The organism is Klebsiella sp. C349492 (assembly GCF_042055345.1).
GTDB classification, from domain to species: Bacteria; Pseudomonadota; Gammaproteobacteria; order Enterobacterales; family Enterobacteriaceae; genus Klebsiella; species Klebsiella scottii.
The window spans coordinates 199567-212570 of the sequence record NZ_JANQCE010000002.1 but is presented as its reverse complement, the minus strand read 5'-3'; the positions used below and the strand labels follow the sequence as shown (position 1 = coordinate 212570).

The 13004-nt window shown below is 57.7% G+C and carries 10 protein-coding genes and 1 pseudogene; 3 read left to right on the top strand and 8 right to left on the bottom strand.

Going from position 1 to position 13004, the window contains the following annotated elements:
• Positions 1 to 25: 25 nt before the first annotated feature.
• From glnK to NWP14_RS08660, 4 genes are all read right to left on the bottom strand, one after another.
• A complete protein-coding gene (glnK, locus tag NWP14_RS08675; protein WP_002891893.1) occupies positions 26 to 364 on the bottom strand; it encodes a P-II family nitrogen regulator in 339 nt (112 codons plus the stop codon).
• Positions 365 to 606: 242 nt separating this feature from the next.
• Positions 607 to 2385 carry a SmdB family multidrug efflux ABC transporter permease/ATP-binding protein gene (locus NWP14_RS08670; protein WP_095094425.1) on the bottom strand — a complete coding sequence of 593 codons (1779 nt, stop codon included), beginning with the start codon at positions 2383 to 2385 and terminating at the stop codon, positions 607 to 609.
• Complete coding sequence (locus NWP14_RS08665; RefSeq protein ID WP_095094423.1) at positions 2378 to 4150, bottom strand: SmdA family multidrug ABC transporter permease/ATP-binding protein; 1773 nt, start codon at positions 4148 to 4150, stop codon at positions 2378 to 2380. The genes NWP14_RS08670 and NWP14_RS08665 overlap by 8 nt, the downstream gene beginning before the upstream one ends.
• Positions 4151 to 4192: 42 nt before the next feature.
• Positions 4193 to 4651, bottom strand: coding sequence for an Lrp/AsnC family transcriptional regulator (locus tag NWP14_RS08660; protein WP_041144328.1), 459 nt, complete (start codon positions 4649 to 4651; stop codon positions 4193 to 4195).
• Positions 4652 to 4766: 115 nt separating this feature from the next.
• On the opposite strand from NWP14_RS08660, the gene NWP14_RS08655 reads away from it, so the two are divergent.
• Positions 4767 to 5819 (top strand): PLP-dependent cysteine synthase family protein, encoded by a 1053-nt coding sequence (locus NWP14_RS08655; protein ID WP_375215179.1) that lies wholly within the window; start codon positions 4767 to 4769, stop codon positions 5817 to 5819.
• 59 nt (positions 5820 to 5878) lie between these two features.
• Here NWP14_RS08655 and cof read toward each other — a convergent pair whose 3' ends face one another.
• Positions 5879 to 6697, bottom strand: coding sequence for an HMP-PP phosphatase (gene cof, locus NWP14_RS08650; protein ID WP_375215178.1), 819 nt, complete (start codon positions 6695 to 6697; stop codon positions 5879 to 5881).
• A 746-nt stretch (positions 6698 to 7443) separates the two neighbouring features.
• Between cof and NWP14_RS08645 the strand changes: the two genes are divergently transcribed.
• Together NWP14_RS08645 and queC are read left to right on the top strand one after the other, a co-directional pair.
• Positions 7444 to 9144, top strand: a complete 1701-nt coding sequence (locus NWP14_RS08645) for an SgrR family transcriptional regulator (protein ID WP_375215177.1) — start codon at positions 7444 to 7446, stop codon at positions 9142 to 9144.
• A gap of 66 nt (positions 9145 to 9210) precedes the next feature.
• Positions 9211 to 9906, top strand: a complete 696-nt coding sequence (queC, locus tag NWP14_RS08640) for a 7-cyano-7-deazaguanine synthase QueC (protein WP_095094414.1) — start codon at positions 9211 to 9213, stop codon at positions 9904 to 9906.
• A gap of 101 nt (positions 9907 to 10007) precedes the next feature.
• Here the strand turns inward: queC and NWP14_RS08635 are convergent, their stop codons facing one another.
• The 3 genes and pseudogenes from NWP14_RS08635 to ppiD form a co-directional block, all read right to left on the bottom strand.
• On the bottom strand, positions 10008 to 10406 hold the full coding sequence (locus NWP14_RS08635) for a YbgC/FadM family acyl-CoA thioesterase (RefSeq protein WP_095094412.1): 399 nt from the start codon (positions 10404 to 10406) through the stop codon (positions 10008 to 10010).
• Positions 10407 to 10516: 110 nt separating this feature from the next.
• Positions 10517 to 10880 (bottom strand): annotated as a pseudogene (locus tag NWP14_RS08630) (ComEA family DNA-binding protein).
• 148 nt (positions 10881 to 11028) lie between these two features.
• Positions 11029 to 12903 (bottom strand): peptidylprolyl isomerase, encoded by a 1875-nt coding sequence (gene ppiD / locus NWP14_RS08625; RefSeq protein WP_331834152.1) that lies wholly within the window; start codon positions 12901 to 12903, stop codon positions 11029 to 11031.
• Between the last annotated feature and the right edge of the window lie 101 nt (positions 12904 to 13004).

Here is a 13004-nt window from a genome sequence, read left to right as displayed (position 1 = left end):
TCCCCATCACTGTGTGGTCTGGTCGTTACAGTGCCGCTTCGTCGGCTTCGCCGGTGCGGATGCGAATAACGCGCTGCAGCTCGGCGACGAAAATTTTGCCATCGCCAATTTTCCCGGTGTATGCCGCTTTACTGATGACGTCGATGACCTCATCAAGCTGATCGTCGGCGATCGCGACGTCAATTTTTACCTTCGGCAAAAAGTTAACGCTATATTCGGCGCCACGGTACAGCTCAGCATGGCCTTTCTGGCGGCCAAACCCTTTCACTTCAGTGACCGTCAGGCCCTGAATGCCGATGGAAGATAACGCTTCGCGAACGTCTTCCAGTTTAAACGGTTTGATTACCACGGTAACCAGCTTCATAAGTCCCCTCCGATCAGAATTCGTAATGGCAGCAGCTAACACACAGGGAATAAAGCAAAGGCTATGCCAGAAATGAAAAAGGACCGCTAAGCGGCCCTTTTGATGAAGAAAAGAGAGAAACGGCCCGGGAACGAGGGGGAAAGCGCCCGGCGACGTCTAAAAACGCACCATTTCAGTGCACAAAAGGTTGCATTTTTGCACCATGCTATATCGCCGCAGAATCACTGCCTGCTTATAGTGCATCAGGCAATAAGAGACTCTTCCTGCGAGCTCGCCGCCAGCTCTTCGCCGGCCAGCTGTAGCTGATACATCTGCCAGTAGCGTCCTTTTTCCGCCAGCAGCTGCTGATGGTTTCCGCGCTCGACGGCCTGGCCGCGATGGAGCACCAGAATCGTGTCCGCTTCGACTATCGTCGACAGGCGATGGGCAATCACAATCAGCGTGGTGTTCTGGCGGACCTTTGCCAGCGCCTGCTGGATCGCCTGCTCGGTGCCGGAGTCGATATTCGCCGTAGCCTCGTCAAGGATCAGTATCTGCGGAGTATCAACCAGCACCCGGGCCAGCGCCAGAAGCTGCTTCTGACCTACCGAGAGGTTGTTGCCCTGCTCGCCCAGCAGGGTATAGAGCCCGCCGTTCATGCCGCGCGCCAGCTCGGCCAGCTGAACGGCTTCCAGCGCTTCCCAGACCTGCGCCTCGCTGATATCGCGACCGAGAGTGACGTTGGCGTAGAAGGTATCGGCCAGCACGACCGGATCCTGCTGCACCATTGCGACGCCCTGGCGTAATGCGCTGTGGCTTAAAGAAGAGAGCGGACGACCGTCAATGCGGATCTCGCCTTTGCTCAGCGGGTAGTAGCCCATCATCAGGCTGGCGAGCGTACTTTTGCCGCTTCCGGTGTGGCCAACCAGCGCCACAAAGCTGCGGGACGGAATTTCAAGGTTGATATCCTGCAGCACCAGCCGATCGCCGCGGTAGGCGAAAGAGAGATCCTCGATCGATACCGTCCCGCTACGCAGCGGCGCATCATCCTGCCCCCACGCCTGGCGCGGCCGATCCATCAGCTCGAAGACCCGCTCGCCGGCCACCACCGCCTGCTGCAGCATCGACTGCTGAGTCGTCAGCTCAATCAGCGGCTCGTTCAGCCGACCGAGATAGCTGATAAAGGCATACAGCACCCCAACCTCAATGGTTCCCGTGGCGCTGAAGCCAAAGAGCATCAGCAGCCCGCACAGCACCAGCGTCGAGAACAGGCTGAGCAACGGGCGCAGCAGGAAGCCGTCGAGACGCAGCGTTTGCATACGCGCCAGATAGTGGGCATAGCTGGCCTCGCGCATCCGCTCGCCGAACCGCGCCTGCTGGCGGAACTGCTGGATAACGCCCATGCCGTTAATGACTTCATTAAAGCCGTCGTTGATGTCCGCCAGCCAGGCGCGCACCCGCCGGACGATAGGCGTGCTGTAGCGCTGATAGATCATCATGACGATCAGCACCGCCGGGAAAATCGCCAGCGCCACCAGCGCCATGCGCCAGTCGAGGCTGAACATCGCCACCAGCATTGCGCCAATCAGCGCCGCGCTGCGCAGCACCGTCGCCACCACGGTGACGTAGAGATCGCGGATCACCTCGGTGTCGTTAGTCACCCGGGAGATAAGCTGCCCGACCGGCTGAGTATCGAATTCACTAAGCGGCTGGCGCAGCGCGGCGTCCATCACGTCGCTACGCAGCTGCTGAACGACGCCGACGGCGGCGCGGTTAAACAGCAACGACTGGTTGTAGTGCAGCGTCGCCGCGAGGATCTGCAGGCCGATATAGGCCACCGCGAGGCCGCTAACCAGCTTCAGCGGCAGCGAATTCTTCGCCACCATATTGTCGATGAAATAGCTGATCAGCAGCGGGCCGCTAACTTCAGCCGCCGCCGCAACCCACATCATTCCTACCGCAATCAGCAGCGGCCTGCGCCACGGCGAGCCGTAGACCAGCAGGCGTTTTAAGGTCGGCCAGAGTTCGGTAAAACTACGCATCGGCAGCCTCCTCAAGTTCATGAGGGGCGTCATCCAGCGCCGCCTCCAGCTGCTGATAGCGGTACATATCGCGATACCAGCCCGGCTGCGCTGCCAGCACCTCATGGCGGCCGCGCTGGGCAATATGACCATGCTGCATGACCAGAATTTCGCTGGCTTCCGTCAATGCCGATAGTCGATGGGCGCTGATGATCACCGTCCGGCCTTCTCCCCACTGCCGCAGGTTATACAGTATCTGGTGCTCCGTACGGCCGTCTACCGCCGACAGGGCATCGTCGAGAATCAGGATCTCCGCCTCCAGCAGCAGCGCGCGAGCAATGGAGATGCGCTGTTTCTGCCCACCGGACAGCATCACGCCGCGTTCGCCCACCTCGGTCTCATAGCCCTGGGGCAGACGCAGAATATCCTCGTGAACGCTGGCGAGGCGCGCCACCCGCTCAATTTGCTCAGCCGTCGCCTCGGGCCTGCCGAGCGCGATGTTGTTTGCCACGGTGTCGGAAAACAGGAACGGCGTCTGATTGACCACCGCCAGCCGACCGCGCCAGCTGTCCAGCTGTAGCCGGGTTAAAGGAATATCATGAAAACGAATATCCCCCTGGGTGACGTCGAAGTGGCGCTGTATCAGCGCCAGAATAGTGCTTTTCCCCGAGCCGGTTGGCCCGCAGATACCAAGCATTTGCCCCGGCTGCAGCACAAAATTGACCTTTTCCAGCGAGGGTTTGTTGGCCTGAGGATAGATAAACTCGCGCACGGCAACGTTAAGCATGCCGCGCCCTTCCGGCGCCGTTTCGCTGCCGTCTTTGACCGCCGGCGCCTCTTCCAGCATCGTGCGAATTCGGCTATAGGCCGCGCTGCCGCGCTCGACGATATTAAACATCCACGCCAGCGCCAGCATGGGCCAAATCATCAGCCCCAGATACATGACAAAGCTGGTGAGCTGACCCAGGGTCATGCTGCCCTGCAGCACCATCCAGCTCCCGCCGCCGATCGCCAGCAGATTGGCGGTCCCGATAGCGATATAGATCGTCGGGTCAAAGCGCGCATCGATGCGCGCCACGCGCATATTTTTCTTACCGGTATCCTCCGCATCGGCCGCGAACTGCGCCGACTGCCGGTCTTCCAGGCCAAAGGCTTTAATCATGCGGATACTGGTCAGGCTTTCCTGGGTTCGGTCGTTGAGGCTTGAGAACGCCGCCTGCGCCACGCGGAAACGCTCGTGCAGGGCATCGCCGTTGCGCTTAATCACCAGCGCCATCACCGGCATCGGCAGCAGCGCCAGCAGCGTGAGCTGCCAGCTGATTTGCGTCGACATCACGATCAGCACCGCGCAGCCCATCACCAGTGAATCCACCAGCGTCAGCACGCCCTCCCCCGCGGCGAAGACCACCCGGTCAACGTCGTTGGTGGCGCGGGCGATCAGGTCGCCGGTGCGGTGGCGCAGGTAGAAGGCCGGATGCTGGCGGCTCAGCTGGCGATAAAAATCTTCCCGCAGCTCGACGGCCAGCTGATAAGAGGCGCCAAACAGTAGCACGCGCCAGACATAGCGCAGGAGGTAAACCATTATCGCGATAAGTACCAGCACGCCAACCCACATCCACACCTTTTCAGCGGTGTAATGTTCTTTGGTGACGCCATCAACCACAATCCCCACCACCTTAGGTGGAATCAGCTGTAAAACGGCGATAATGGCCAGTAGAGCAATAGCGCCGAGATAACGGCGCCACTCCCGGCGAAAGTACCAGCTAAGTTGAGCAAATAATCGCAAGCAGTTAAATCCTGAGTGTATAAATCGTCGCGGCAAACGCCGTTAATCAATCGGTAAGGCCGTGGTGTATTTTATCTGTTCCATCGCGAAACTCGAAGTAACATCAGAGAGTCCCGGAACGCTGTTCACCAGTCGTTTATAAAAATCGTCGTAGCGTTTCATATCCGCGACCTGGACCCGCAGCAGGTAATCATACTCCCCCGCCATGCGCCAGAAGCCGAGAACTTCCGCCATTTGCGTCACCTCGCTCACGAAGCGGCAGTACCAGTCGCTGCTGTGGTGCTGGGTCTTTATCAGCACAAAGGCCGTCAGGCTAAGACCGAGTTTTTCTGCATCCAGCAGCGCGACCCGCTCGCGCAGGATACCCTCATCTTCCAGCCGCTTCAGCCGTTTCCAGCAGGGCGTGGTGGTCAGATTAACGGCATCAGCCAACGCCTGCAAAGAAAGGGTGCAGTCTGTCTGCAGCAAAGAAAGCAGCTTGCGGTCAATTTTATCTAACATAGGTCACCAATAGAGAAAATTTTACTCCTTTCATTGTAATTCAAAGGCTAAATAGCAACAATCTTTCCTTCAACTTCCTTTAAGCTGGGCACAAAATGACAAACAGGAAATGAAGATGAACAGCGCCTGGGTAAAACACGCCATTAGCGAAATCAACGCCGACTATCAGCGCTCCGCCGACACGCACCTTATTCGCCTGGCGCTGCCCGGATTCCCCGGGATCCAGATCTACCTGAAGGATGAAAGTACCCATCCCACCGGCAGCCTGAAGCATCGCCTGGCGCGCTCGCTCTTCCTTTATGGCCTGTGCAATGGCTGGATTAAAGAAGGGACGACGATTATCGAATCGTCTTCCGGCTCGACCGCGGTGTCTGAGGCCTACTTCGCCCGCCTGCTGGGCCTGCCGTTCATTGCCGTGATGCCCTCCTGTACGGCGAAGCGCAAAATCGAACAGATCGAGTTTTACGGCGGTCGCTGCCATTTCGTGACCAGCGCCTGCGAAATCTACGCCGCGTCCGAAACCCTGGCTCGCGAACTGAACGGCCACTATATGGACCAGTTTACCTTTGCCGAGCGGGCGACCGACTGGCGAGGAAACAATAACATTGCCGACAGCATCTTCCGCCAGATGACCCATGAGCCGCATCCGCAGCCGTCATATATCGTGATGAGCGCGGGAACCGGCGGGACCTCGGCAACTATCGGCCGCTATATCCGCAGCCAGGGCTACGATACCCGGCTGATGGTGGTTGACCCGCAAAACTCGGTGTTTCTCGACTACTGGCAGACCCGCGATGCCAGCCTGCGCAGCCCGATCGGCAGCAAAATAGAAGGCATCGGCCGTCCGCGCGTCGAACCGTCATTTATCCCGGATGTGGTTGATGAAATGCTGCGCGTGCCGGATGCCGCCAGCGTCGCGACCGCCCTGTGGCTGGAAACGCTGCTGGGTCGTAAGGTTGGGGCTTCCACCGGCACCAATATGTGGGGCGTGCTGGAACTTGCCGTACGCATGCGCGCCGAAGGGCGGACCGGCTCGATTGTGACCCTGCTCTGCGATAGCGGCGAACGCTACCTCGAAAGCTATTACGATTCCCGGTGGGTGGCGGCCAATATCGGCGACATCACGCCGTGGCAGGCGCAAATTGCGGCAAGAGTGGCAGCGCAATAAAAAAAGCCAGGCTTAATGCATCATCACGAGCATAGGCCTGGCTTGCTGGAATGGTCTGATTATTCGGGGGAATAAGGAAGATCGGGATTATCCAGCCAATGCGTTAAAAAATGGGAAACGGCCTGGTTGCGGCAGTCTCCAATAACCGGTAAATGCGGCAGCTCTGCCTTAAGCTGCGCCATTGCGTTGCCCATAATCACCCCGCGCCCGACGCTGCCCAGCATCTCGCGATCGTTCATCGCGTCACCAAACGCCATGCAATCCTGCAGCGTCAGGCCAAGATGCTGGCTAAGTACCGCCAGCGCCGCGCCTTTATTACAGCCATTCGGCAGCACTTCCAGGCAATCAACGGCCGAGAAACACATATGTGCGCGATCGCCTAAGGTTTCAGTAAGCTGAACTTTCAGCCGCTGGAGATCCTGATGATCGCCGCAGAAGCACACTTTGGTGACCTCGTGCGCCGGCATGCGTTTTAAATCACAGATGTGGTAGCGGAAGCCGCTAAAGATATGCGCCTGCAGCAGCTCGGGGATCGCCTGCCCGGTAAACCAACCGCCGTCATTGAATACGTGCATGCTGGCCGTCGTATCCCAGACGCTGTGCAGAACGAGCTCAGCAACGCCCGGCTCCAGATCGCATTGATGCAGCACCTCTCCCTCCAGGGAGTGAATGCGCGTGCCGTTGCCGGTGATAAGGAACGCATCGAGCGCAAACTCGCCGATCACATGGCGCATTTCCAGAGCATGGCGACCGGTGGCAAAGGTCAGGGTAATGTCGCGTTCACGCAGGCGCTTCAAGGTCGCAAGCGTGAGTTCTCCCAGACGATGGTCCGGCATTAACAGCGTACCGTCCATATCAAATGCGGCGAGTCTTGCCATGTTTTGCTCCCGGAGGTGAGGTGGGTTTTGCTTGTGTTCCAGTATTGCCTGAGATATACGGAAGTAATAGTGAATAGATATTTTTTATTGTTCCGGGTTTATAAACCACGCTTGCGCAGGCCCCAAATGGACGAGGCCGAAGGATGGGTCGGGTAATCGCCGCAAGCAATACAAGCAACATAACCAGCGCAGAGACAGCCTTGTCAGGTGAAGTGAATATACACAAAATCATTCGGCCTGCATCAAGGCGGCAAGTACGCGAATCCCAGGAGCTTACGCCAGTAAGTGACTGGTGTGAGCAATCGTAAGCAGCACAAGCAACAAGACCAACACAACCAGCGCAGAGACAGCCTTGTCAGGTGAAGTGAATATACACAAAATCATTCGGCCTGCATCAAGGCGGCAAGTGCGCGAATCCCCAAGAGCTTACGCCAGTAAGTGACTGGGGTGAGCAATTGCAAGCAACACAGAGATTGCCTTGTCAGGTGAGGTGAATATACACAAAATCATTCGGCCTGCATCAAGGCGGCAAGTACGCGAATCCCAGGAACTTATGCCAGTAAGTGACTGGGGTGAGCAATTGCAAGCAACACAGAGATTGCCTTGTCAGGTGAGGTGAATATACACAAAATCATTCGGCCTGCATCAAGGCGGCAAGTGCGCGAATCCCCAGGAGCTTACGCCAGTAAGTGACTGGGGTGAGCAAGCGCAGCCAACGCAGAGGCAGGTTGAAGGATGAAGTGTATATGAGATTACTGAACAGGCTGAACCAATACCAGCGCCTCTGGCTGCCCTCTTCCGGCGCCCCGCAGCAGGTCACCGTTGGCGAGCTGGCGGAGCGCTGTTTTTGCAGCGAACGCCATATCCGCACGCTGTTGCGCCAGGCGCAGGACGCCGGCTGGCTGAGCTGGCAGGCCAGCTCCGGGCGTGGAAAGCGCGGCACACTTCTTTTTCACACCTCGCCAGAGATGCTGCGTAACGAGATGATGGAGCTGGCGCTAAATAGCGGACAGCAGAAAAATGCGCTGGAGCTGGCCCAGCTGGCGCCGGTCGATCTTAAAGCGCTGCTGTCGCCGTTCCTCGGCGGCCAGTGGCAGAACAATACGCCGACCCTGCGTATCCCCTACTATCGCCCGCTCGAACCGCTGCGGCCCGGCTTTTTACCCGGCCGGGCGGAGCAGCACCTCGCCGGGCAGATATTTTCCGGTTTACTGCGTTTTGATGCGCAAAGTACCTGCCCGATGGGGGACCTGGCTCATCACTGGCAAGTCTCGGCAGACGGATTGCGTTGGCATTTTTACATCCGCTCGACGCTGTTCTGGCACAACGGCGACCCGATAGAGACCCCTCAGCTACGGCAGCGTCTGCTGATGCTGCTCAATATACCGGCATTGCGTACGCTCTTCGCCAGCATCAGCCGGATTGATGTTACCCACGCTCAGCGCCTGACTATCACGCTGCATCGCCCGGATTACTGGCTGCCGTTTCGCCTTGCCAGCTATTGCAGCGTCCTCGCGCATCCCGACGATCCGACGATCGGCAGTGGCCCGTTTCGCCTCAAGCTGCTGAGTCCAGAGCTGGTGCGGCTGGAGAATCATCCCCGCTATCATCTGAATCATCCGCTCATCCAGGCCGTCGAATATTGGATCACTCCGCAGCTTTTTGAGCAGGATTTAGGCACCAGCTGCCGTCATCCGGTGCAGATAGCGATTGGCGATGCCGATGAGCTGGCTCATCTTCGTCAGGTCAGCAACAGCATTAGCCTGGGCTTTTGCTACCTGACGCTGCGCCAAAGCCCTCGTCTGAGTAAAGCCCAGGCCCAGCGGCTGGTGGCGCTTATTCATCGCTCCTCGCTGCTGGAAACGCTGCCGCTGGACGAAGATCTGATTACCCCCAGCAACGAAGTGCTGCCCGGATGGTCAATTCCGCAGGAGCCTGAAAACCGCCAGGTCGCGCTGCCCGAACGGCTTACCCTGCTCTACCATCTGCCGGTTGAGCTGCATACGATGGCCGAACAGCTACGTCAGCGGCTGAGCGAACTCGGCTGTGACCTGACGCTTATTTTTCACGATGCCAAAAACTGGGACGGCTGCCAGGAACTGGCGCGGGCGGATTTGATCATGGGCGATCGCCTGATCGGTGAAGCGCCGGAATATACCCTGGAGCAGTGGCTACGCTGCGACAGCATGTGGCCAAACCTGCTGACCGGGGCGCAGTATGCTCATTTGCAGGCAACGCTTGATGCGGTACAGATGCAGCCGGATGAGCGCAGCCGTAACGATGCCTTGCGTAACGTATTCAACAGGTTGATGGACGATGCCATCATGACGCCGCTGTTCAATTATAATTATCGCATTAGCGCTCCGCCGGGGGTTAACGGCCTGCGCCTTAACGCGCGCGGCTGGTTCGATTTCGCCAGCGCCTGGCTGCCGGCTTCATCGCCGTGATGAAGCTGGTCGCCGCGCTCATCAAGCGCTACCATACCGCTTTCATTTTAATAGCCAGGAATGACCATGAAACGCGCCGTAGTTGTCTTCAGCGGAGGACAAGATTCAACGACCTGTCTGGTGCAGGCTCTGAAACAGTATGACGAAGTGCACTGCGTCACTTTTGACTATGGGCAGCGCCACCGCGCAGAAATCGACGTCGCTCGCGAGCTGGCGCTAAAGCTGGGCGCCGTCGCTCATAAAGTGCTGGACGTGACCCTGCTTAACGAACTTGCCGTGAGCAGCCTGACCCGCGACAGCATTCCGGTTCCGGACTACGAACCGGACGCCAGCGGGATTCCGAATACCTTCGTTCCCGGGCGTAATATCCTCTTTTTAACCCTGACGGCGATCTACGCTTATCAGGTTAAAGCCGAAGCGATTATCACCGGCGTTTGCGAGACCGACTTCTCCGGCTATCCAGACTGTCGGGACGAGTTCGTGAAAGCGCTCAACCACGCCGTTAATCTAGGCATGGCAAAAGATATCCGCTTTGAAACGCCGCTGATGTGGCTCAACAAGGCTGAGACCTGGGCGCTGGCCGACTACTGGGGCCAGCTGGAGCTGATCCGTACCGAAACCCTGACCTGCTATAACGGAATTAAGGGTGACGGCTGCGGGCAGTGTGCCTCCTGTAACCTGCGCGCCAATGGCCTGAATCAGTACCAGGACGATAAGGTCGGCGTCATGGCGCTGATGAAGCAAAAAACAGGGTTGCAGTAAGCATCGCCAGACGCTTCCCCCGCTCGCGCTTCGCTTAGCGGGGTTACAGGTCCATATTAGGGTCGGCGCGTGGCGGGAAATATGCGCGCCGGCCCTTGCCGCTACAGCTCCATCTGCTCGAGCTTTTCGCGCAGCTCACCGTCCAGCGGCAGCGCCTTCTGAGTTTTCAAATCGATACAGACAAAGGTAATCATCGCATCGGCGACCACTTCCCCTTCGGGGTTCAGGGTTACCGTCTGGCTTAATGTGCCGCTTTTGCCATTCAGCTGCTGCAGGTGGCTGGTGACGGTTAGCACATCTCCGAGGACCGCCGGACGGCGATAGTTAATATTAATGTTCACGACCACAAACGCGATATTGCGCGCGGTGAGCCAGTGGAACGCCGCGCTGTTTTCCAGGCCATCCCAGCGCGCCTCCTCGAGGAATTCGAGATAGCGGGCATTATTAACGTGCTGGTAAACATCCAGGTGATAGCCGCGAACTTTGATTTGTGTCTGCATAGCGCAAGTGCCTTCGTCTTATTATCATTGATGAGGTAAGAGGTCACACCACTTGTGTAACCTCTTTAGTCTGGCAAAGATTTACGCTGCTGCAACCCCCCGATGCAAAATTACAAGGTCAGATGTGACAGGTTGCGCTCTACCAGCGCATGCCCCATTCCGGGAACCTGTTTGAGATCGTCGATAGTTTTAAACGGCCCGAACTCTTCGCGATAGCTCACAATCCCCTGCGCTTTCTTCAGACCGACGCCGTTCAGCGCCTCCATCAGGTCCTGCGCGCTGGCGCTATTGATGCTGACCTTCCCCGACCCAGACTCCGCCACTTTGGCTGAGTCGGGCGCTTTAGCCCGCAGGCTCTCCTTACCTGTCGCCACCGACGCCTTACCGTCGGCAGGCGCCCCCCAGCGCTATCGGGCTTCCCGCAGCGCAAAGTAATGCGGCGGCAACAACGAACGCTTTAACTCTTGGTTTCATGCTGTGTTCTCCTTTTTTGTAGACAGCAAGGCCACGATAGCGAGCGGAAAAAAGGAGTACAAAAGGCGAATGCCAGAAATGGAAAAGGCCGCGAAAGCGGCCTTTGGGGATTGCATTACGTTACTTGCTTTTGCGAGTGCTCGCGAAATTACTGCTGCTGGTCGACAATATCGCCGAGCTTAATTTTCGCTGATTTACGCAGGCTGCTCATCAGCGCTTCGAAAGCAATCTGGGCATTGTTTTGCGTAATACCCTGCACCATAGCTTGTTTCTGCTCAGCCGGCATGTCGCCTGCTTTAACGGCATCCAGAGCCAGCAGTACCACGTTACCGTTCGCATCGCTGCCCACGCCGTAGCTTGCTTTACCTTCCTGCGGCAGCGGCAGAGCGAACGCGGCCTGGCTCAGCGGATCCTGACCGGTACGCGCCAGCGTCTGCGCCGCACCAAAGCTTAAGCCCGCGGCCTTCATCGCGTCATCGCCTTTGCCGTCTTTCAGGGCAGCCAGCAGTTTGTCCGCATCGAGCTTAGCCTGCTGCTCAGCTTTGGTGTGCTTAACGATATCGGTAACCTGCGCTTTGACTTCCGCCAGCGGTTTAACGGCTTCCGCTTTGTGCTCGCTGATGCGCAGCACAAAGGCGCGGTCGCCATCAACGGTGATGATATCGGAGTTGCTTCCCGGTGCGCCGTTTTCGCCCACCAGGCCACCGTTAAAGATAGCGTCGGAGACCGGCTTAAAGTTCAGCTCTTCCGGCAGGTTGTCGTGTCCGAACCAGCCCGTTTCGACAACTTTAACGTCCGCTGCCTGTGCTGCGCCGGCCAGAGATTCGTTATCGTTGCTGGCGGCATCGCTCACCTTCTGCTGCAGCGCGTAGTACGCATCAAGCGCTTTTTCCTGCTTAACTTTCGCTGCGATATCCGCACGAACGTCGGCCAGCGGTTTAACCTGCGCAGGCTGAACGTCAGCCAGGCGCACGACCAGGAAACCCACGGAAGATTTGATCACGCCGGAGAGCTGACCTTTTTCTTTCAGCCCGGCATCTTTCAGCTCGGGAACCGTTGCCGCATCTTCCAGCCAGCCCATATCGCCGCCGTTGCGGGCAGAGATAATGTCGGTAGATTTTTCTTTCGCCAGCGTCGCGAAATCGGCGCCTTTTTTCAGTTCGTCCAGTACGGCCTGCGCATCAGCTTCGGTCTTCGTCTGAATCACGCTGTAGCGGTTACGCTGCGGCTGAGTGAACTGATCCTGATGCTGGTCGTACCAGGATTGAATTTCCGCGTCAGAAGCGTTCTCCTGCATGCTCGCTGCATCCATTTTGATGTAGCTCACGCGGAACTGCTCCGGCGCCATAAAGCGCGCCTGGTTCTGCTGATAGTAGGCCTCGACTTCCGCGTCGGTCACCGTCTGCTTCGCCGCCAGCGCGTTGACGTCAATCGTTGCTTCACGCACCACGCGCTGCTGAGAAACCAGCGCCGCCAGCTGATCGGATTCGCCCGACAGCATGAAGTCGGTACCGGCAACGGCGTTGATCAGCTGCTGAGTCGTCAGCTGGTTGCGCAATGCCTGGGCGTACTGGTCGGTGGTCATGCCCATCTGACTAACGATGCCGCCAAAACGTTCGTTATCAAATTTACCGTTAGACTGGAAGGCCTGGGTCTGGAAGATGGCCTGTTTCACCTGGGCATCGCTGACGCTCAGGCCGAGTTCACGCGCGTACTGGTCAAGCAGCGATTCGTCGATCAGGCGGTTCAGCACCTGCTGACGCATGGTTTTCATGTAGTTTTCGTTGGCCGCCAGTTCAGAGAACTGGTCGCCGAGCTGCTGCTGCATACGATTACGTTCGCTGGCAACGGCATTTTCAAACTGTGAGCGACCAATCTCCTGGTCATTAACTTTCGCGGCATAGTTGCTGCTGCCGCCAATCAGGTAACCACTCACCCCGGTCAAAATGAACGAGACAATGATGATACCGAAAATAATCTTGAGCACGACGCTGTTGGCGGCCGTGCGTAGGTTGTCCATCATGGTGTAACAACGCTCCGCTGTAGATGACTTTAGCTCGCGCAGCATAGCACGTGATGGCCGCCGCGCGTGAGGACCTATTTTGACAAGAAAATGGGGTGATT

Excerpts from the sequence above, each read along its gene's own strand:
- glnK (WP_002891893.1), bottom strand. The coding sequence starts at position 364 with ATGAAGCTGGTTACCGTGGTAATCAAACCGTTTAAACTGGAAGACGTT.
- NWP14_RS08670 (WP_095094425.1), bottom strand. The coding sequence starts at position 2,385 with ATGCGTAGTTTTACCGAACTCTGGCCGACCTTAAAACGCCTGCTGGTC.
- NWP14_RS08660 (WP_041144328.1), bottom strand. The coding sequence starts at position 4,651 with ATGTTAGATAAAATTGACCGCAAGCTGCTTTCTTTGCTGCAGACAGAC.
- NWP14_RS08655 (WP_375215179.1), top strand. The coding sequence starts at position 4,767 with ATGAACAGCGCCTGGGTAAAACACGCCATTAGCGAAATCAACGCCGAC.
- cof (WP_375215178.1), bottom strand. The coding sequence starts at position 6,697 with ATGGCAAGACTCGCCGCATTTGATATGGACGGTACGCTGTTAATGCCG.
- NWP14_RS08645 (WP_375215177.1), top strand. The coding sequence starts at position 7,444 with ATGAGATTACTGAACAGGCTGAACCAATACCAGCGCCTCTGGCTGCCC.
- queC (WP_095094414.1), top strand. The coding sequence starts at position 9,211 with ATGAAACGCGCCGTAGTTGTCTTCAGCGGAGGACAAGATTCAACGACC.
- NWP14_RS08635 (WP_095094412.1), bottom strand. The coding sequence starts at position 10,406 with ATGCAGACACAAATCAAAGTTCGCGGCTATCACCTGGATGTTTACCAG.
- ppiD (WP_331834152.1), bottom strand. The coding sequence starts at position 12,903 with ATGATGGACAACCTACGCACGGCCGCCAACAGCGTCGTGCTCAAGATT.